This window comes from Streptomyces sp. NPDC102278, from assembly GCF_044766345.1.
GTDB lineage: Bacteria > Actinomycetota > Actinomycetes > Streptomycetales > Streptomycetaceae > Streptomyces.
The window spans coordinates 51860-72223 of the sequence record NZ_JBIWLV010000021.1; the positions used below are offsets into that span (position 1 = coordinate 51860).

A 20364-nucleotide genomic window follows, 5' to 3' on the forward strand; every position below is an offset into this window, starting at 1 on the left:
CACGGTGGGTTGACCGGACCGCACACGGGGCGCTTGTCACACCTTCAGGTACTTGCGCAACGCGATGAACGCCGCCAGGGAGGGCATCAGCAGCCCGATCGCGAGCACCAGCGGCAGCTTGGTGAGGACGGAGTCCCAGCCGATGAAGTTGATCAACTCCAGCTTGTCGCGGAGCGTCACGCCGTGGTCGATCACGAAGTACTGGCCTGCGCCGAGCATCGCGCAGGCGAGCACCGCGCCGATGAGGCCGGCGACGGCCGCCTCCATGATGAACGGCACCTGGATGTAGAAGCTGGACGCGCCCACCAGCCGCATGATGCCGGTTTCCCGCCGACGGCTGAACGCGGAGACGCGCACCGTGTTGACGATCAGCAGCAAGGCCACGACCAGCATGATCAACATGATGCCGAGAGCGGCCCAGTTGAGGGAGCCGAGCAGGCTGAAGAGGCTCTCCACCTCGCGGTTCTGGTCCTGGACCGACTGGACGCCCTCGCGCCCCGAGAAGGCGCTCGTGATGACCCCGTACTGCTCCGGGTTCTTCAGCTTGACCCGGAAGGAGTCGGGCATCTGGTCCGGGGTGACGACCGAGGCCAGCGCGGTGTCCCCGTAGCGCTCCTTGTAGTGCTTGAACGCCTCGTCGGACGACTCGTACACGACGTTCTGGACGAGGTCGATCTTCTTCAGGTCGGTCTCGATCTGCTTCTTCTGCTCGTCGGTGACCGCGCCCTTCTCGCAGGGCTGCTTGGTCCGCTCCGGCCCGGCGTTGCCCTTGGCGGGGTCGGGCTTGTTCGCGTCGGGCTTCGCCGGGTCCGCCGCGGGCGGTTCGGCGGCCTTGGCGGCGTCGGTGGCGTCCTTGGCGTCGCTCTTGTTGCAGAGGTAGACCGTGACGTTGACCTTGCCGTACCAGTACCCCTTCATCGCGCTGACCTGGTCGCGCATGAGCAGGGAGCCACCGAACAGGGCCAGCGACAGGGCCACGGAGATGATGACCGCGAAGGTCATGGTGAGATTGCGACGGAGACCGACGCCGATCTCCGACATGACGAACTGGGCGCGCATGGCGTCCTTTCAGTGCTGGTAGCCGTAGACGCCGCGCGACTGGTCGCGCACGAGACGGCCCTGTTCGAGTTCGATGACGCGCTTGCGCATCTGGTCCACGATCTGCTGGTCGTGGGTCGCCATGATCACGGTGGTGCCGGTCCGGTTGATCCGGTCCAGCAGCTTCATGATGCCGACGGAGGTCTGGGGGTCGAGGTTGCCGGTCGGCTCGTCCGCGATCAGCAGGGCGGGGCGGTTGACGAAGGCGCGGGCGATGGCCACGCGCTGCTGCTCGCCGCCGGAGAGCTCACCGGGCATCCGGCTCTCCTTGCCCCCGAGCCCCACCAGCTCCAGGACCTGCGGAACGGCCTTGCGGATCTCGCCGCGCGGCTTGCCGATGACCTCCTGCGCGAAGGCGACGTTCTCGGCCACCGTCTTGTTGGGGAGGAGCCGGAAGTCCTGGAAGACGGTCCCCAGCTGGCGCCGCATGTGCGGGACCTTCCAGTTGGAGAGTTTGGCGAGGTCCTTGCCCAGGACGTGGACCTGGCCGTGGCTCGCCCGCTCCTCGCGCAGCACCAGCCGCAGGAACGTGGACTTGCCGGAGCCGGAGGAGCCGACCAGGAAGACGAACTCGCCCTTCGCGATGTCCAGCGAGACATCTCTGAGTGCGGGGCGGCTCTGCTTCGGGTAGGACTTGGAGACACTGTCGAATCGGATCACGGGTGCACCACGGTCGCCGGGAGTAGGTGAGCGTGACCATACGCGAACGGGCGCGGGGTGTGGACCCGGCATCCGGACTTGACCGATATGTCCAGCGCCTCGGGGCAGCCCGATCGCGATGGCCCGGACGGGCCGCGCCGAATGTCGTGGAAGCCGGCACAGTGGTAGGGGGAACGGACCCGTACCCCTCGCCGTTGTACCAGGGGACGAGAGGAGGAGCGCATGACATATGACCGGCTCGTGTGCGCGAACTGCGCCGCACCCGTCAACCAGGGCCGCTGCCCTGTGTGCCGGGCGAACCGGGAGCGCCTCCAGCAGGAGGGCCCCTTCGCCGGCCTGAATCCCATGGCGCTCATCGCGCTTCTGGTGGTGCTGGTGGCGGCTCTGGCGCTGGTGGCCCAGACCGCGTAGTGCAGACCGCGTAGTGCAGACCGCGTAGTGCAGACCGCGTAGTGCAGACCCGTAGGGCAGACCTGTAGGGCGAGCCCGCGCAGGTCTGATCGCGTTCTGATCGCGCAGTTCTTCCGCCGCGTCCCGATCGCACGCACGTGGAAAGGCCCGGACACCTTGGGGTGCCCGGGCCCTTCCACGTCCACGCCGTACGCGCCCTCAAGCGGTCCGGCGCGGTCCTGCGCTCTTAAGCGGTCTGCTCCTGCTGCTTGCGCCAGCGGATCCCGGCCTCCAGGAAGCCGTCGATCTCGCCGTCGAGCACCGCCTGCGGGTTGCCGACCTCGAACTCCGTCCGCAGGTCCTTGACCATCTGGTACGGGTGCAGGACGTAGGAGCGCATCTGGTTGCCCCAGGAGCTTCCGCCGTCCTTGAGGGCGTCCATCTTGTCCTTCTCCTCCTGGCGGCGCCGCTCCAGCAGCTTGGCCTGGAGCACGTTCATCGCGCTGGCCTTGTTCTGGATCTGCGAGCGCTCGTTCTGGCAGGAGACCACGATGCCGGTGGGGAGGTGCGTGATGCGCACGGCCGAGTCGGTCGTGTTGACGCCCTGCCCGCCGGGGCCGGAGGCGCGGTACACGTCGACGCGCAGCTCGGTCTCGTCGATCTCGACGTGGTCGCTGGTCTCGACGACCGGCAGCACCTCGACGCCCGCGAAGGAGGTCTGGCGGCGGCCCTGGTTGTCGAAGGGCGAGATCCGGACGAGGCGGTGGGTGCCCTGCTCGACGGAGAGGGTGCCGTAGGCGTACGGGGCCTTGACCACGAAGGTGGTCGACTTGATGCCGGCCTCCTCCGCGTAGGAGGTCTCGTAGATCTCGGTCGGGTAGCCGTGCCGCTCGGCCCAGCGCAGGTACATGCGCTGGAGGCGCTCGGCGAAGTCGGAGGCGTCGACGCCACCGGCCTCGGCGCGAATGTTGACCAGGGCCTCGCGCTCGGCGTACTCGCCGGAGAGCAGGGTCCGGACCTCCATCTCGTCCAGCGCCTTGCGCACGGAGACCAGCTCGGTCTCCGCTTCCGCGAGGGTGTCCGCGTCGTCCATCTCCTGGGCGAGCTCGAAGAGCACCGAGAGGTCGTCGATGCGACCCCGCAGGGTCTCGGTCTTGCGGACCTCGGCCTGGAGGTGCGAAAGCTTGCTCGTGATCTTCTGAGCGGCCTCCGGGTCGTCCCACAGGGACGGCGCGGCGGCCTGCTCCTCGAGCACGGCGATATCTGCCCTCAGCTTGTCGAGGTCCAGGACGGCCTCGATCGACCCCATGGTCGAGGAGAGGGACTTCAGCTCTTCGGAAACATCGACGACTGCCACGGGGTCCAGCGTAGCCGGTCGCGGGACGGCACTCTCCGGCCAGGCCGGCTCGGCCCGTGCGGATACGCGCTCGCACGGGCGTACGCTCAGCATATGACCGTCCCCCTCGTGAAGCGCCGCCATGTGGACCACATGCGTGTCACCACCACGAGCTGTCTGCCGCCGGACCTCGCACGAGCCTGATCCACCCCGATCCGACTTCGGTCCTGTACGCGGACACCCGGCCCCGGCGCCATCCCTGCCGTCGGCCAGTCCCGGCCGCTGCCCCGCCATACCTGGGGAACAGGACCCCGTGACATCCGAAACGGAGCCGTCATGCCGTCCGCGCACCCTTCCTCCTCCTCCCGTGCCGACTCTGGCACCACCTCCCTCGCGACCTCCCTCGCCGTCATCGACCTGTCCCGGGCCGACGACCCCGCAGAGCGCGAGGACTTCCTGCGGCAGCTGCACGCGGCCGCCCGGGACACCGGTTTCCTCTATCTGACCGGGCACGGGATCAGCGCGTCGGAAACCGCCCGCATCCTGGAGCTGACCAGAGCCTTCTTCGCGCTGCCGGAGGCCGATCGGCTGGCCGTGAGCAACCTCAACTCCCCGCACTTCCGCGGCTACACGCGGATCGGGCACGAGCTCACGGGCGGCGCCTCCGACTGGCGGGACCAGTTGGACGTCGGCGCCGAGCGGGCGGCGCCGGTGGTCGGACCGGACGACCCGGCGTTCCTGTGGCTGGAGGGCCCGAACCAGTGGCCGGCGGCCCTGCCCGAGCTCCGCACGGCCGTCCTGGACTGGCAGTCCCGCCTCGCGGCGGTGGCACACCGTCTGCTGCGCGAGCTGCTGACCTCGATCGGCGCTCCCGCGGACTTCTTCGACGCGGCCTTCGCCGACCGTCCGCACCTGCACACGAAGCTGATTCGCTACCCCGGGTCCGCCCCGACCGGCGCGGACCAGGGGGTGGGCGCGCACAAGGACTACGGCTTCCTGACGCTGCTGCTCCAGGACTCGGTGGGCGGGCTGCAGGTCGTACGGGAGGGCCGCTACGTCGACATCCCGCCGCTCCCGGGGGCCTTCGTGGTCAACCTCGGCGAGCTGCTGGAGATAGCGACGGAGGGCTACCTGCGGGCCACCGACCACCGGGTGGTGAGCCCGCCGGGGGCGCAGGAGCGCTTCTCGGTGCCGTTCTTCTACAACCCGCGGCTGGACGCGGTCGTCGAGACCGTCCCGGGCGCGTACCTGGGCGAGGCGCCGGGAGTGGCCCACGACGCGTCGAACCCGCTGCACGCCGAGTACGGGCGCAACGAGCTGAAGGGCTGGGTACGGGCCCACCCGACCGTGGCCCGGCGCTGGCACCCGGAGCTGGTCTCGGCGTAGGCGGTGCGGGCCGCGGTGCTGCCGGGTCCGGCGGACGTACGCCGGCCCGGCCGCACGGCGTGCGGGGGCCGGCGGCGGTCGGCTACGGGACCGCCGTGCCCGACTGCTTGTTGTCCTGCGGCGCGGGGCCCGCGTCCCCGTCGGACACCGCGAACCAGGTGCCCAGCCCGACCGCCGCCACCAGTGCCACCGCCGACGCGGACAGCACGAGCCGGCGCTTGCGGACCGTCTCGGCCCGGTGCCGGGCGGAACCCGGCCGGTGACCGCCCGCGGGGCGCGGGACCCGGGCCGTGCCCAGCGCGCCCCCGGCCAGCTCGTCCGGGCCGGGCACCCGCATCGAGGTGTGCGTGTCCCGGTTGGAGTCCGTCGCCGACCCGGGCACCAGCGGGACCACGCCCCGTCGCCGCACCGGGTCAGCCGACTTCTCCTCGGTCTGTTCCGGTTCCGTGTCGGCCTCGTCCGGCTCGTCCACGTCCAGCGGCGGGATTCCGGCCAGCATCGGCAACAGGTCCCGCAGCCGGGTCGAGAGTTCCGAGGCCCGCAACCGCGACGCGGGCGCCTTCGCGAGGCACTGCACCATGAGCTGCCACAGCTCTTCCGGGATGCCGGGCAGCGGTACGACGGTCTCGGTCACGTGCCGTCGGAGCACCGCCCCCGGGTGTCCGCCGCCGAACGGCGTGAACCCCGCGAGCAGTTCGTACAGCACCGTGGCCAGCGCGTAGATGTCGACGGCCGCGCGCGGCGGGAGTCCCTCCACGATCTCGGGGGCCAGGTAGTCCGGCGTGCCGATGATCCGGGTGGTGGGCGCCGAGGCCCGGCCCCCGGCGCTGCGGCGCGGCGAGTCGATCAGCTTCGCGACACCGAAGTCGGTCAGCAGCGCCGGGTGGGCGCCGCCGGGGCCGAGCGGCCCCTGCATGTCGAGCAGGACGTTCTCCGGCTTGACGTCGCGGTGCACCACGCCCGCCGCGTGCGCCGCCGCCAGCGCGTCCGCGACGTCGGCGACGATGGCCACGGCCGCCTCGGGGGCGAGCCGCCGTTCGCGGTCGAGCCGCGTGCGCAGGTCCGTGCCGCGGACGAGGTCCATGACGAGGGCGAGGTCGTTGCCGTCGACGACGAGGTCGCGGACGGACACGACGTGCGGGTGTTCCAGGCCGAGCAGCGCGCTGCGCTCCTGGACGAACCGTCCGACCAGCTCCTGGTCGGACGCGAGGTCCTCGCGCAGCAGTTTGACGGCGACGGGGCCTTCCGGCCCCTCGCCCAGCCACACCGTGCCCGCGCTGCCGCGCCCAAGGATCTGGTGCGCGGTGTACCGGCTGCCGATCTTCCGTGCCACGACTGCTCCCTCAGCGGCTGGCGTACGCACCAAAGCTACGCGGCCGGGTGGGGGTTGAACGCCCCGCATCGCGGCGACCTTCACTTCTGCGGGCGAAATCACGTCCCAGAAGTCGACAAATCCATGAAGTCGGCGCTACGGGGGGTGTCCCCGGCCCTCCTGGTGGACCGTCAATCGGCCGTCAGGGGGTGGAACCGCCGCCGGCGGAGTCGCCGATGGTGGTGACCCAGTCGACCGCGTCCGAGCCCCACGTCCACACCTGGTCCCACCAGCCGCGTCCGGTGCCGACCCATTCCTGGAGCGGGGTGAGCTCCCAGACCAGCCAGCCCGCCACGAAGAACAGCAGGATCATGACCAGGCAGCCCTTGAGGCAGCCGAGGCCGGGGATCCGGACCGGGTTGGCACTGCGGCGGCGCGGTTCGCGGGGTTCGCGCGGGGCCGGCTGCCGGGGCGGGGGACTTTGGGGCCGGCCGGGCTGCTGGTACTGCGGCTGCTGCTGCGGCGGCTGCTGGTACTGCGGCTGGTGGACCGGCTGGTGCTGCTGCGGCTGCTGGTACTGCTGCGGCGGCGGGCCCTGACGGTACGGCTGCTGCTGCGGCGGCTGCTGGTACTGGGGCTGGTGCGCGGGCGGCTGCTGGTACTGCTGCGGCGGCGGGCCCTGGCGGTACGGCTGCTGCTGGGGCCGCTGCTGGGGCGGCGGGGGCGCCTGGCGCTGCGGGCGGCGACGCAGCGGGTCCTCGCTCGGGTCGAGGTACTGCATCTGGGTCTGCTCGTTGCGGTCCCGGGCGGCCCGCATCTGCGACTGCCACGGGTGCGGCCCGTCCTGCACGGGCGGCATGACGGACGTCGGGTCCGGGCCGGCCGCGCCGGTGCTCGGCAGCACGGAGGTGGCGTCGGCCGCGCCGACCGGCGGCAGGACGCTGGTCATGCCGTTCGGGTCGTAGGCGCCCATCGGGGAGCCCGCGCCGGCGGGGAGCACCTGGGTGGCGTCCGCGACGCCGGGGGTCGCGGGGACCGGGGCGGGCGAGGGGTCGGGGGCGAGCAGCGCGGCGACGCCGAGCGCGGCCTCCACCTCGGCCGGCGAGGAGTGCACGCCGATGCCGGAGGCGACCACGCGCAGGCCGCGCGCCAGGCTCTCGGCGCTCGGGCGCTCGCCGGGCTCCTTGCGCAGGCAGTGCTCGATGACCGTCCAGAGCGGCTCGGGCAGGTTCGCGGGGCGCTGCGGGTCCTCGCTGAGGTGTCGGTGGAGCACTTCGAGCGCGGTGCCGCCGGCGAACGGCGGGCGGCCGGTGACCAGCTCGTAGAGCAGGATGCCCGCGCCGTAGATGTCGACGGCGGAGGTCTGGGGGCGGCCCTCGGCGGATTCGGGGGCCACGTAGGCGGGGGTGCCGACGAACTCGTGGGTGCGGGTCAGGCCCGGGGAGTCGGCGAGGCGCGCGATGCCGAAGTCGGTGAGCATCGGCTTCATCTGGCCGCCGCGCTCGTCGAGCAGGACGTTGGCGGGCTTCAGGTCGCGGTGGACCACGCCGTCGGCGTGGCTGGCGGCGAGCGCGTCCGCGATCTGGGCGGTCAGCAGGCTCGCGGCGACGGGGCTGAAGGGGCCGTTGTCGCGGATGTAGCGGTGCAGGTCCGGGCCGTCGATCAGGTCCATGACCAGGGCCAGCAGGTCGCCCTCGACGACGAGGTCGCGCGTGCGGACGATGTTGGGGTGGGTCAGGCGCAGCAGGACGGAGCGTTCGCGCAGGAAGCGCATCACGATGTCCGGGTCCTGGGCCAGCTCCTCCTTGAGGACCTTGATGGCCACGGTCTCGCCGGGCTGCCCGGCGACGGCTGCCTCCGCACCGGCGGTCTCCCGCTGGCGGGCACGCCAGACGGTGCCCGTGGCGCCGCGCCCGAGCGGCTCCTCGAGCAGGTATTTGCTGCCGACTGGCCGCACGTCTCGCGCTCCCCTGCTGTCGTCTGACTGTCGTCTGGTTTCGGCTGTTTCCGCCGCGGGTTTTCCGGCCCACTCTAGGGGGTGTCCCGGATGAAGACGCCGGGCACCGAGGGTTGGTTGCCGTACATATGTACGAAGAGTGAGTTTTACCGGGTATGCCGGAGGCGATTTTCCTTGGCTTTCGTCGACTCGCTTGTCCGTATTTGCGCGACGAGTGGATCGGGTCACGATCGATCAAGATCATTTGTTGCCGGGTGCCGGGCGTGTTGTCCGCGACAGGTGCGAGGATGCACCCGTACGGAACGGCGGGGACGGGAGCCCCTCCTTCCGGCAGACCTGACCGGACGACGCGTCCGTGCCGGGTGGGGGGTCATCGGGCCGGCACGTCCCGCCGTTCCCCTGCCGGGCGCACGCACCGTGCACTGCGCACCGCGCAGAAGGGACCGCTGACGGCGATGCAGATCCGGCTGACCGTCCTCGGGTCGCGCAGCGGCCACCAGACCTCCGGCGCGCCCGTCGGCTGCGACGTGCTCGTCACCGCGCCCGTGGGGACCGCGCTGGCCGCCGTCGCCTCCGGGCTCGCGGCGACCGTGGGCGGGCCCGACACCGGGGGCACCGTCGTGTTGTACGCCGGTACCGAACGGCTCGACCTCCAGCGGCGGGTCCTCGGCGAACCGCCCCTGGTGGACGGGGCCGTACTGGCCCTGCACGCCCCCGCGCCGGACGGCCTGCCCGCGCTCCCCGAGGACGGGCCGGCCACGCCCCAACTGCACGTGGTCGCCGGTCCCGACGCGGGCGGAGTGCACCTGCTGCATCCCGGGGCGGTACGGATCGGCCGCTCGGCCGACGCGGACGTGCCGCTGGACGACCCCGACGTGTCGCGGCTGCACTGCGCGGTGACGGTGATGTCGGACGGGCGGGTGGCGGTGGCCGACCTGGGTTCCACGAACGGCACGACCCTGGACGGCGCCCCGGTCGGGGCGCGGACGGTGCCGCTGGCGCCGGGGGCGCTGCTGCGGATCGGCGAGTCGACCCTCCGGCTGGCGGCCGGCGGCGCGCGGGCGGCGCTGCCCGTGGTGCCGGACCTGGAGGGACACCTGTCCCTGCCGGGCGTCGGCGGCCTCCCGGGCGCTCTCGGCGCCGATGTCGCCACTGGCAGCGGCGCCGGCGCCGGCTCCGATATCGGCACCCACGGCGCGGGCGCGGACGCCACGGGCGCGCCGTACGCGGGCACGCGCGCGCCGGGCCACCAGCCGGGCCACCAGCCCGCCCCGTCATCCGGCGCCGGCTTCGCACCCGGCCTCCCCGACTCCGACGCGACCGGCGGCGGGCAGGGCGCGAGCCCGGCGTTCGAGCCCCGGCGGCGCGGGATCGGGGCGTGGGCGCGCAAGTGGGTACGGGGCGAGGACATCGCCGAGCCGGCCGCCGAGGCCGATCCCGCGCCGACCGCGCGCCCCGCCGCCGACGATCCCGCCACCCTGCTGCTCGCCGCGCTCGGGCCCACCGGACGGCTCTGGTCCCGTCCGCCGGGCGTCCTCGACGTCGGGCTCGGCGCCGGCAGTCGGGTCGAGCTACGCGAGGCCGGGGCCCTCGGCATCGCCGGGCCGCGGGCCCGCCTCACCGGCGTGGCCCGGTCCGTGATCGCCCAACTCGCCGGACTGCACGCGCCGGGCCGGCTGGAGATCGTGCTGGTCTGCGCCGGCCGGGGCCGCGGCCTCCAGGAGCGGCGCGCCGACTGGGGCTGGCTCGGCTGGCTCCCGCACGTGCGGCCCGCGCACGGCCAGGACTGCCGGCTGCTCCTCGCGTTCGACCGCGACCAGGCCGCCGCCCGCGCCGGTGAGCTGACCCGACGGCTCGACGAGAGCCCGCTCGGCGCCGGCTGGGCCTCCGCCGGGCCGGAGGCGGTCCGCCGGGCGGCGAGCGCGTACGAGGGCCCGTACACCCTCCTCGTCCTCGACGGCGACCCCGGCGCGGGGCCGCTGCGCGACGTCACCGGCCGGTTGGCCTCGCACGGGCCCGCCGCCGGGATCCATGTCCTGGCCCTCGCCGAGGCGCCGGCCGCGACCCCGGCGAGCCCGGTCTCCGATACGTACGAGACGGCGTGCGCGGGCTCCCCCGCGTTCCGGGACTGCGGGACGGTCGCGCTGCTCAGCGGAGATGTCGCCACGGCGGTGCGGACCTTCGCGATCGTCGGCGGCAGACCCGTCCCGCCCGGTACGACCGCCGTGGCCGACGCCGTGTCCGCCGCGTGGGCGGAGCGGTTCGCCCGCGCCCTGGCCCCGCTGCGCGCGGAGTCCACCGGCGCCGAGGTCCAGCGCCCGGCGACCGCCTCGCTGCCGCAGACCGCGCGGCTCCTGGACGAGTTGGGGCTGGCGCGGGCCACCCCGGCGTCCCTGATGGCCCGTTGGGCGGCCGGCACGGAGCAGGGCCAGGGCGTCGGCGGGCTCGCCGAGGTGGTGCTGGGGACCGGCCTGCGCGGTGCGGTCGGGGCCGAGCTGGTCCAGGACGGCCCCCATCTGTTGGTCGAGGGGCCCGCCGGGAGCGGCCGGACCGAGCTGTTGCGTTCGGTGGCCGCCTCGCTCGCCGCCGCGGCCCGTCCGGACCGGCTGGGGCTCGTCCTGCTCGACGGGGCCGGCGGCGAGCGGGGTGACGGGCTGCTGCCCTGTACCGAGTTGCCGCACGTCTCGGCGCACCTCGTGGCCTCGGACCCGGTGCGGATGCGCGAGTTCGCGCAGGCGCTGGGCGCCGAGTTGAAGCGCCGGCACGAGCTGTTGGACGGGGTGCCGTTCAGCGAGTGGCACGCCCGGCGGGAGGTGTCCGAGCGGATGGTCTCGCCGCGCCGGCCCGCTCCGGGCGAGCTGAGCGGCGACGTCGACTCGCAGCGTTCGGGGACCCTGCGGCTGCGTTCGGCCGCCGCCCGTACCGATCCGGCGCCCGGTCCGGGGCCGCTGCCCCGACTGGTGCTGCTGGTGGACGACTTCGACGCGCTGGTCGCGCCGGGCCTCGGCAGCACGGGCCGGCCCGCCGCCGGTTCGGTGGTGCGGATCCTGGAGGGGGTGGCCCGCGAGGGTGCCCGGCTCGGGGTGCACCTGGTCGCCACCACGGCCCGCCCGGACCGCACGGCCGACACCGAGCTGGCCCGGCTGGCCAGGCTTCGGGTCGAGTTGGACGCCCCGGACCAGCCGGGGCCCGGTCGCGGTGTGCTCCGGTACGCGGACGGTCGATCGGTCCCCTTCCAGGGCGGCCGGGTCACCGGTCGGATCCCGCGGACGGCGACGTCGAGGCCGACCGTGGTCCCGGTGGAGTGGGAGCGGATGGGTGATCCGCCGGCCCGCCGCCCGGTCCGTGAGCTGGGCAACGGGCCCACCGACCTGGCGCTGTTGGCCAGCGCCCTGGAGCGGGCGTCGCGCCTGGTCTCGGCGACGCCGGTGCTGTTCCCGCCCGCCCCGTAGGCACCGCCCGCCCCTCCGGCCCCGCGCGCGGCGGGCTCCCGGGGCTCCCCTCGCACGCCGGTTCCCGGCCCCCGTACGCCCCGACGCGGTATTGCGGGGGTGCGCGGGGCGGCGTAGACCTTGTGGCACGGGACACACCATCAGCGCCGGACGGGCATCGGGGGCAGAACCATGCGCAGTCAGCAGGGAACCAGCCGTACGAAGAGCCGCAGGAAGCACCTCAGAAGCCGTACGAGGAGCCGTGCGTGGGCCGCGTTGATCGCGGCGGGCGCGCTGGCGCTCACCGGCTGCGGCGGCGGGGACAAGAAGGAGGGGGCGGCGCCCTCCGGCGGGGCGCCGACCGGGCCCCGGGTGGAACTGCCGCGTCTGGCCGGGGAGAAGTTGGAGGTCGCGGCGGTCTGGACGGGTCCGGAACAAGCCAATTTCACGAAGGTGTTGAAGGAGTTCGAGAAGCGGACCGGCGCCACGGTGACGTTCGTTCCGGCGCAGGATCCGATCGTCACCTTCCTGGGGACGAAGATCGCGGGTGGCGCCCCGCCGGACGTGGCCCTGCTCCCCCAGGTCGGGGCGCTGGTGTCGGCGGTGGAGAAGAAGTGGGCGCAGCCGGTGGGCCCGGAGGCGAAGGCCCAGCTGGACAAGAACTACTCGGACGGGTGGAAGAAGCTGGGCGCGGTCGACGGCACCCAGTACGGCGTGTACTACAAGGCGGCCAACAAGTCGCTGATTTGGTACAACGCCAAGGCCTTCGAGGCGGCGGGCGTGCAGCCCCCGGAGACCTGGAAGGACCTGTTGACGGCGGCGGACACGCTGTCCGCCTCCGGTACCCCGGCGGTGTCGGTGGCCGGCGCGGACGGCTGGACGCTGACGGACTGGTTCGAGAACGTCTACCTCTCCCAGGCCGGCCCGGAGACGTACGACAAGCTGGCGAAGCACGAGATCAAGTGGACGGACGACAGCGTCAAGCGGGCGCTGACCACCCTCGGCGAGCTGTTCGGCCGCAAGGACTTCCTGGCGGGCGGGCCGAGCGGGGCCCTGTCCACGGAGTTCCCGAAGTCGGTGACGCAGACCTTCACCGGTGGCGACCGGCCGGCGGCGGCGATGGTCTTCGAGGGGGACTTCGTGGCGGTGAACATCGCGCAGACGGAGGCGAAGGTCGGCGAGGACGCCCTGGTGTTCCCCTTCCCGGCGGTCGGCGACAAGGCCCCGGTGGTGTCGGGCGGTGACGTGGCGGTCGCGCTGAAGCCCTCGAAGGGCGCGCAGGCGCTGCTGACCTTCCTGGCCTCGGCGGACGCGGCGGAGATCCAGGCCCGCGAGGGCGGTTTCGTCTCCCCGAACAAGTCGGTGAATCCGGCCGCCTACCCGAACGCCATCCAGCGGGACATCGCGAAGGCGCTGATCGCGGCCGGCGACGACTTCCGCTTCGACCTGTCGGACCAGGCTCCGGCGGCCTTCGGCGGGACGCCGGGCGCGGGCGAGTGGAAGCACCTCCAGGACTTCCTGGCCAACCCGGCGGACGTGGCGGGCACCCAGGCCAAACTGGAGAGTGACGCGGCCAAGGCGTACGGGAACTGACCGGTGGCCATCAAAGTCGCCACCGAGGCGGAGGTCGTCGGCACGACGGTCGGCGGCAGGGGCGGGGCTTCCGCGGAGGCCCGGCGCCGCCGGCTGGTCGCGGCGGCGTTCCTCCTCCCGGCCCTGCTGCTGCTCGGCGCGCTCGTCGTGCACCCGATCGGCTACTCGGTCTACCGCAGCTTCTTCGACCGCACCGGCGACACGTTCGTGGGCGGCGGCAACTACCGGGAGATCCTGAACGACGACACGATCCGCACCGCCCTGAAGAACACCGCCCTGTGGGTGGTGTTGGCCCCCACGACGGCCACCGCCCTCGGGTTGATCTTCGCGGTGCTCACCGAACGGGTCCGCTGGGGGACGGCGTTCAAGCTGCTCGTGTTCATGCCGATGGCGATCTCGATGCTGGCGGCGGGCATCATCTTCCGGCTCGTGTACGACCACGACCCCGACCGGGGCGTGGCCAACGCGGTCTGGGTGGGGGTGCACGACACCTTCGCGCAGGCTTCGGCGTTCCCGAAGGCCCGTCCGGGTCGGGACTCGCCGCTGGCGCCGGCCGAGGGGGGCGGGTACGTGACGCGCGATCCCGTACGGGCGGGCGTGCCGGCGCTGCTCCCGCTGGTCGGCGTGGCCCCGGAGGCGCTGCCCGAGGGGACCCGTACCGCGCGGCCCGCCGCCGCCGAGGCCGGCAAGGTCACCGGGACCGCCTGGCAGGACTTCACCCGGGGCGGGGGCGGCACGACGAACGCGGTGGATCCGAGCGAGTCGGCTTACGCCGGGATGCGGATCGAGGCGGTGAAGGACGGCGCGGTGGTCGATTCGGCGTCGGCCCGCGCCGACGGCACGTTCACCCTGTCCGCGCGGGCCGACGGGGCGTTGCTGCGGCTGCCCGCCTCGAACTTCCGGGAGGCCTACGCGGGGGTCCAGTGGCTGGGTCCGACGCTGGTGACCCCGGCGATCATCGGCGCCTACGTGTGGATGTGGGCCGGTTTCGCGATGGTGTTGATCGGAGCCGGGTTGGCGGCCGTGCCACGTGAGCTGCTGGAGGCGGCGCGGGTGGACGGGGCGAGCGAGTGGCAGGTGTTCCGGCGGATCACCGTGCCGCTGCTGGCGCCCGTCCTGGCGGTGGTCCTGGTCACCTTGGTCATCAACGTGATGAAGATCTTCGACCTGGTCTTCGTGATCGCGCCGGGCGCGGTCCAGGACGACGCGAACGTGCTCGCGTTCCAGCTGTACCGCACCTCTTTCGGCACGAACGCCGACCCGGGGCTGGGCAGCGCCATCGCGGTGCTGTTGTTGATGCTGGTGGTGCCGGTGATGCTCTACAACATTCGCCGGATGCGCCGGGAGGCCCGCCGATGAGCGCACAGTCCCTCGCCTCCCGCGCGGCCGGCGGAGCGCTGCGGATCTTCCTGATCCTCGCCGGCCTGTTCTGGCTGATGCCCACCCTCGGGCTGCTCGTCTCCTCCTTCCTGTCCCCGACCGGCCTCAACGAGGGCGGCTGGTGGCAGGCGCTGAGCGCGCCCTCGCGGCTGACCGCCGACAACTACGAGCGGCTGCTGGCCGACGACACCATCACCGGCTCGCTGCTGAGCACCTTCGCGATCGCCGTGCCGGCGACGCTGCTCGTCCTCGTCCTGGGCGCGTTCGCCGGGTACGCCTTCGCCTGGCTGGAGTTCCCGGGCCGGGACTGGCTGTTCCTGCTCGTGGTCGGATTGTTGGTGGTCCCCGTGCAGGTGGCCCTGATCCCGGTGTCCGAACTCTTCGGTGCCATCGGCCTGTTCGAGACCACGGCCGGGGTGGTGCTGTTCCACACCGCCTTCGGGCTGCCGTTCGCGGTGTTCCTGCTGCGGAACTTCTTCGCGGAGATCCCCCGCGAGCTGTTGGAGGCGGCCCGTCTCGACGGGGCGGGGGAACTGCGCCTGTTCGCACGGGTGGTGCTGCCGCTCGGCGGTCCGGCGATCGCCTCGCTCGGCATCTTCCAGTTCCTGTGGGTGTGGAACGACATGCTGGTGGCGCTGGTCTTCGCGGACTCGGCGAATCCGCCGATCACGGTGGCGCTCCAGCAGCAGGTGCGGCAGTTCGGGAACAACATCGACGTGCTGGCGCCGGGCGCGTTCCTGTCGATGCTGGTGCCGCTGGTGGTCTTCTTCGCCTTCCAACGGCAGTTCGTCTCGGGGGTGATGGCCGGGGCGATCAAATGATCGGACCGGGAGCGCGAGGGCAGGCGCGTGCGGGCGGCCCGGTGTTGACGCGTGGCGTTGACGTCGGGTGACTCGATTGCCGCACCGCCCGTAACCCGATCACCACGGCGGGGGTTCCTGGGCCGAATGCCCGCGCCGACCCCTGGATGTGCCGTGCCCCGGTTCAGCGTCATCGTGCCCGCGTACAAGGTTCAGGCGTACCTCCGGGAGAGCCTGGACTCGGTCCTGTCCCAGTCCTGCCCGGACCTGGAACTGATCGCGGTCGACGACGCCTCCCCGGACGCCTGCGGTGCGCTCATCGACGAGTACGCGGCCCGGGACCCCCGGGTCACCGCCGTGCACCTGGCGCACAACCTGGGGGTGGGTCCGGCCCGCAACGCGGGTCTGGCCCGGGCCGCCGGCGACTACCTGATCTTCCTCGACGGCGACGACACCCTGGCGCCCGGCGCCCTCCTGGCCATCACCGACCGGCTCAAGGCCACCGGCTCCCCCGACGTCCTGGTGTACGACTACGCGCGCACCTTCTGGACCGGCGAGACCCTCCGCGACAGCCTCTCCCCCCACCTCCGCGAGGAGGGTCCGGCCAGCTTCCGGCTCTCGGACCGTCCGGCGCTGCTCGGCATGCCGATGGTGGTGTGGAACAAGGCCTACCGCCGCGAGTACGTGGAGCGCGAGGGCCTCGCCTTCCCGCCCGGCTTCTACGAGGACACCCCCTGGACCTACCCGGCGCTGCTGGCCGCCGAGTCCGTCGCCGTCCTCGATCGGGTCTGCGTGCACTACCGCCGGCGCCGCACGGGCTCGATCCTGACCACCTCCAGCCGGCGCCACCTCGACATCTTCGACCAGTACGACCGGGTCTTCGGCCACCTCGCCGGCCGCCCCGAGCTGGGGCGCTGGCGCGCCGCCGTGCACCGGCGGATGGCGGAGCACTTCTGCGCCCTGTACGCGGACCCGCGCCGGCTGCCGCGCGCGTGCCGGGCGGAGTTCTTCGCGCGGGCCTGCGCACTGCTGCGCCGCCACCGACCGCCGGGCCCCCGGATCCTGCCGCCGAACCTCTCCCGCACCGACCGGTTGCGGCACGCGCTGATGCGGCTCGGCGTGCGCCGCACGTACCGCGTGCTGTCGGTGCTGCGCGCCGGCGCGGCGGCCGCGGGGCGCGGGGGCGTCGCGGTGGGCCGGGGGCTGCGCGAGGCGGCGCTGCGGCTGCACTACCGCGTCCAGCGGATGCTGCCGTTGCGGCCGGAGCTGGCGGTGTTCTCGGCGTACTGGCACGGCGGTTACGCCTGCAACCCGGCGGCCGTGGAGGCCAAGCTGCGCGAGCTCGCGCCGCGGATGCGCACGGTCTGGGTCTGCGAGCCGCGGTACGCCTCGACCCTGCCGCCCGGGACGGCGGCGCTGCGGCCCGGCTCGGCCGCGTACTGGTCGGCCCTGGCACGCGCCGCGTACCTGACGACGAACGTCAACTTCGACCGGGGGCTGGTCAAGCGCCCCGGCCAGGTCCTGCTCCAGACCCAGCACGGCACCCCGCTCAAGCGGGTCGGCCTGGACCTCCTGGACCGCCCGGCGGCCACCCCGACGACGGACTTCGCGGGTCTGCTGCGGGGCGCGGACCAGTGGGACTACCTGCTCTCCTCGAACCGTCACTCGACGCTGGTGTGGGAGAGGGCCGTCCCGTCCTCGTACACGACGCTGGAGTACGGCTACCCACGCAACGACGTCTTCCACCGGGCCACCCGGGCCCAGGTGTCGGAGCTGCGCGAACGGCTGGGTGTCCCGCCGGGCTCGACGGCGATCCTGTACGCGCCCACGCACCGCGACTACCGGCGCAGCCGACCGGAGCACCTGGACTTCGAGCGGGTCCTGCGCGACCTGGGCCCGCGCTACACGATCCTGTCCCGCACGCACCTGACCTACGCGGGTTCGGCCCCGCCCGACACGCACCCCCGGCTGGTGGACGTCACCTCCCACCCCTCGGTGGAGGAACTCTGCCTGGCGTCGGACGCGTTGGTGACGGACTACTCGTCGCTGATGTTCGACTACGCCACCCTGGACCGGCCGATCGTGATCCACGCCGACGACTGGGAGGCGTACGAGGCCGCGCGCGGCACGTACTTCGACCTGCGGGCCTGTCCGCCGGGCGCGATCGCCCGCACGGAGGACGAGCTGGTCGACATCTTCGCGTCCGGCCACTGGCGGGGGTCCCGGTCGGCCCAGCTGCGGGCGGCCTTCCGTTCGCGGTTCTGCTCGCACGACGACGGCCACGCCGCCGAGCGGGTCGTGCGCCGCGTCTTCCTGGGCCAGGCCGTCCCGACCCCGCCTATCGTGCCCCTGGAGGAGCGCCGACCCGCCCCGGCGGCTCCCGCGCCGACCCCGGAGCCCGCGCCGACCTACCTCGCGGCGGGCCTCTGGACGTAGGGGCCCGGCCCTGACGACAGGACCTAGGCTCGCAGGCCCGCGACGACCGAGCGGGCCAGTTCGTCGAGGTAGGGGCCCTCCACGGGTTCGCGCACGACCACCTGACGCCAGTACAGCGGCCCGATCGCGAGGTCGAGGGCCCTGGACGGGTCGGTCCCGGCGGCCAGTTCGCCCCGGGCGACGGCCTCGGAGACGATCCCCTGCGCCATCCGCCGCTCGCCCGCCAGGAGGGCTCCCCGCACGGCGTCCGCGAGCTCCGGGTTCCGGACGGCCTCGACCAGCAGGTCGGGGATCACGGCGGAGGCGACGGGGTGCCTCAGCAGGTGGGACATGACCTCCAGCAGGGCCCGTACGTCCCCGTACAGCGATCCCGTCGCCGGCGCCGGCAGCCCGTCCCCGGCGAAGGCCCCCACGAGGTCCAGGACCAGGTGCAGCTTGGACTTCCACCGCCGGTAGACGGCGGTCTTGCCGACGCCGGCCCGGCGAGCGACGGCCTCGATGGACATCCGGGCGAAGCCGACCGACGCCAGTTCCGCCAGCACGGCCGCCCGGATCGCCTCGGTCACGTCCTGACGCAGTACGGCGGCCCCGGCGGGGGCCCGGCGGGCGGGGGCGGCGGCGGGCTCGGTGGTCATGCGCAGAGCATAGCCGCGCACGCCGCCCCTCACACGTCACGACGATACGGTTGCGTCCCGACGCTGCGCGCCCTAACCTCGCCGTAGCGACGATACGGGCCCGTTCCGTCGTCGCCGACGCCCGACCTCCGTCGAAAGCGACCCCCCGTGACCGCGACCCCCGTGACCGCGACCGCCCTGACCCACCAGGCTCCCCCGCCCTCGCCGGCGGAACTGGCGGTGGCCCACGGCCTGACCGTGAGCGGCGCCCGCCCCTCCCTTCCCCGCTACGTCGCGGGGCTCTGGGGCCGCCGCCACTTCGTGACGGCTCACGCCACCGCCCGGATGCACGCCACGTACAGCACGGCCCGGCTCGGACAGCTCTGGCACCTCGTGACGCCCCTGCTGAACGCCGCCGTCTACTACTTCATCTTCGGCATCGTCATGAGGGCCCGCCACGGCGTGCCCGACTACCTGCCGTTCCTGATCACCGGCGTCTTCGTCTGGGACTTCATCGGCAGCTCCGTCAACGCCGGCACCCGCGCCGTGCACGGCAACCTCGGTCTGGTCCGCGCCCTGCACTTCCCGCGCGCGAGCCTGCCCGTCTCCACCGTCGTCCAGCTCTTCCAACAGCTCCTCGTCACCATGGGCGCGCTGGTCGTGCTGCTCCTGGCCTTCGGGCAGACCCCCGGCCCGGCCTGGCTGCTGGCCGCGCCCACCCTGGTCCTGACGGCCGTCTTCTGCACCGGCTGCGCCCTGGTCATGGCCCGCGTCGGCGCCAAGAACCCGGACGTCAGCCAGCTGATGCCGTTCGTCCTGCGCACCTGGATGTACTCCTCGGGCGTGATGTGGTCCATCGACCGGGTGCTCGGCCAGGACCGCCTGCCGCACTGGGTCGAGACGGCCCTGAAACTCAACCCCGCCGCCGTCTACATCGACCTCATGCGCTTCGCCCTGATCGACGGCTTCGAGGCCGGATCGCTGCCGCACCACGTGTGGCCGATCGCGGTCGGCTGGGCGCTGCTCGCCGGCGTCGGCGGGTTCGTCTACTTCTGGAAGGCAGAGGAGGAGTACGGCCGTGGCTGACCTCACGATCCCCACCACCCGCCCCATCCCCACCCCGGGAGCCCCGGCACCCGAGACCCGCGTCCCGACCGTCATCGCCGACGAGGTCCACGTGGTCTACAAGGTGCACGGCGCCGGCGGCGGCAAAGGCGGCGCCGGCGCCGCCCTCGGCCGGCTCCTCTCCCGCCGGACCGTGCCCGCCGTCCGCGAGGTGCACGCGGTCAGGGGCGTCAGCTTCACCGCGTACCGGGGCGAGGCCATCGGCCTCGTCGGCACCAACGGATCGGGGAAGTCCACCCTGCTCAAGGCCATCGCCGGTCTCCAGCCGGTGACCGGCGGCACCGTCTACTCGCACGGGCAGCCCTCCCTGCTCGGGGTGAACGCCGCCCTGATGAACGACCTGACCGGCGAGCGCAACGTCATCCTCGGCGGCCTCGCGATGGGCATGTCCCGGCAGCGGATCCACGAGCGCTACGAGGACATCGTCGACTTCTCCGGGATCAACGAGCGGCAGGACTTCACCTCCCTGCCGATGCGCACCTACTCCTCCGGCATGGCCGCCCGCCTGCGGTTCTCCATCGCCGCCGCCAAGGACCACGACGTGCTGATGATCGACGAGGCCCTGGCCACCGGGGACGCGGCGTTCCAGCGCCGCAGCCAGGCCCGCATCGAGGAACTGCGCGAACGGGCGGGCACCGTCCTCCTCGTCAGCCACGGCATCGGCACCGTCCGCGCCACCTGCGACCGGGCCATCTGGCTGGAGGCGGGCGTGCTGCGCATGGACGGCCCGTCCGCCGAGGTCTGCGACGCGTACGAGGCCTTCAGCCGGGCGAAGTGAGCGCGGGGACGCCGAAGGGGCGCCCGGGCCGGTGAGAACCGGTCCGGGCGCCCCTTTCCCGCACTCGG

Annotated in this window: 15 protein-coding genes; 9 read left to right on the forward strand and 6 right to left on the reverse strand. The window is 73.1% G+C overall.

Going from position 1 to position 20364, the window contains the following annotated elements; genetic code table 11:
* Positions 1-36: 36 nt before the first annotated feature.
* Together ftsX and ftsE are read right to left on the reverse strand one after the other, a co-directional pair.
* Positions 37-1059, reverse strand: coding sequence for a permease-like cell division protein FtsX (gene ftsX / locus ACIRO3_RS32590; RefSeq protein ID WP_361771723.1), 1023 nt, complete (start codon positions 1057-1059; stop codon positions 37-39).
* Between the two features lie 9 nt (positions 1060-1068).
* Positions 1069-1758: a cell division ATP-binding protein FtsE gene (gene ftsE / locus ACIRO3_RS32595; protein ID WP_053679398.1), complete on the reverse strand. Its 690-nt coding sequence runs from the start codon at positions 1756-1758 to the stop codon at positions 1069-1071.
* Between the two features lie 222 nt (positions 1759-1980).
* Between ftsE and ACIRO3_RS32600 the strand changes: the two genes are divergently transcribed.
* Entirely contained in the window at positions 1981-2169 is a 189-nt protein-coding gene (locus tag ACIRO3_RS32600) for a hypothetical protein (protein WP_404142857.1), read from the forward strand.
* Between the two features lie 226 nt (positions 2170-2395).
* Here ACIRO3_RS32600 and prfB read toward each other — a convergent pair whose 3' ends face one another.
* The gene (gene prfB / locus ACIRO3_RS32605; protein ID WP_404142859.1) at positions 2396-3505 is read right to left on the reverse strand and encodes a peptide chain release factor 2; all 1110 of its coding nucleotides are present in this window, start codon (positions 3503-3505) and stop codon (positions 2396-2398) included.
* A 315-nt stretch (positions 3506-3820) separates the two neighbouring features.
* On the opposite strand from prfB, the gene ACIRO3_RS32610 reads away from it, so the two are divergent.
* Positions 3821-4870 (forward strand): isopenicillin N synthase family dioxygenase, encoded by a 1050-nt coding sequence (locus ACIRO3_RS32610; protein ID WP_404142862.1) that lies wholly within the window; start codon positions 3821-3823, stop codon positions 4868-4870.
* Between the two features lie 82 nt (positions 4871-4952).
* Here the strand turns inward: ACIRO3_RS32610 and ACIRO3_RS32615 are convergent, their stop codons facing one another.
* Both ACIRO3_RS32615 and ACIRO3_RS32620 read right to left on the reverse strand, forming a co-directional pair.
* Positions 4953-6203, reverse strand: coding sequence for a serine/threonine-protein kinase (locus ACIRO3_RS32615; protein ID WP_404142865.1), 1251 nt, complete (start codon positions 6201-6203; stop codon positions 4953-4955).
* A 181-nt stretch (positions 6204-6384) separates the two neighbouring features.
* Complete coding sequence (locus ACIRO3_RS32620; protein WP_361771726.1) at positions 6385-8139, reverse strand: serine/threonine-protein kinase; 1755 nt, start codon at positions 8137-8139, stop codon at positions 6385-6387.
* Between the two features lie 455 nt (positions 8140-8594).
* Here ACIRO3_RS32620 and ACIRO3_RS32625 point away from each other — a divergent pair, with 455 nt between their 5' ends.
* The 5 genes from ACIRO3_RS32625 (at position 8595) to ACIRO3_RS32645 (ending at position 17779) form a co-directional block, all read left to right on the forward strand.
* The gene (locus tag ACIRO3_RS32625; protein ID WP_404142868.1) at positions 8595-11591 is read left to right on the forward strand and encodes an FHA domain-containing protein; all 2997 of its coding nucleotides are present in this window, start codon (positions 8595-8597) and stop codon (positions 11589-11591) included.
* 171 nt (positions 11592-11762) lie between these two features.
* On the forward strand, positions 11763-13163 hold the full coding sequence (locus ACIRO3_RS32630) for an ABC transporter substrate-binding protein (protein ID WP_404142871.1): 1401 nt from the start codon (positions 11763-11765) through the stop codon (positions 13161-13163).
* A 93-nt stretch (positions 13164-13256) separates the two neighbouring features.
* On the forward strand, positions 13257-14522 hold the full coding sequence (locus ACIRO3_RS32635; RefSeq protein ID WP_404142913.1) for an ABC transporter permease subunit: 1266 nt from the start codon (positions 13257-13259) through the stop codon (positions 14520-14522).
* A complete protein-coding gene (locus ACIRO3_RS32640; RefSeq protein WP_361771729.1) occupies positions 14519-15364 on the forward strand; it encodes a carbohydrate ABC transporter permease in 846 nt (281 codons plus the stop codon). The genes ACIRO3_RS32635 and ACIRO3_RS32640 overlap by 4 nt, the downstream gene beginning before the upstream one ends.
* A gap of 126 nt (positions 15365-15490) precedes the next feature.
* A complete protein-coding gene (locus tag ACIRO3_RS32645; RefSeq protein WP_404142874.1) occupies positions 15491-17779 on the forward strand; it encodes a CDP-glycerol glycerophosphotransferase family protein in 2289 nt (762 codons plus the stop codon).
* 23 nt (positions 17780-17802) lie between these two features.
* Here ACIRO3_RS32645 and ACIRO3_RS32650 read toward each other — a convergent pair whose 3' ends face one another.
* Positions 17803-18414, reverse strand: a complete 612-nt coding sequence (locus ACIRO3_RS32650) for a TetR/AcrR family transcriptional regulator (RefSeq protein WP_404142876.1) — start codon at positions 18412-18414, stop codon at positions 17803-17805.
* Positions 18415-18561: 147 nt separating this feature from the next.
* Between ACIRO3_RS32650 and ACIRO3_RS32655 the strand changes: the two genes are divergently transcribed.
* On the forward strand, positions 18562-19479 hold the full coding sequence (locus tag ACIRO3_RS32655; protein WP_404142878.1) for an ABC transporter permease: 918 nt from the start codon (positions 18562-18564) through the stop codon (positions 19477-19479).
* A 7-nt stretch (positions 19480-19486) separates the two neighbouring features.
* Complete coding sequence (locus ACIRO3_RS32660; protein WP_404142915.1) at positions 19487-20296, forward strand: ABC transporter ATP-binding protein; 810 nt, start codon at positions 19487-19489, stop codon at positions 20294-20296.
* Positions 20297-20364: the final 68 nt, after the last annotated feature.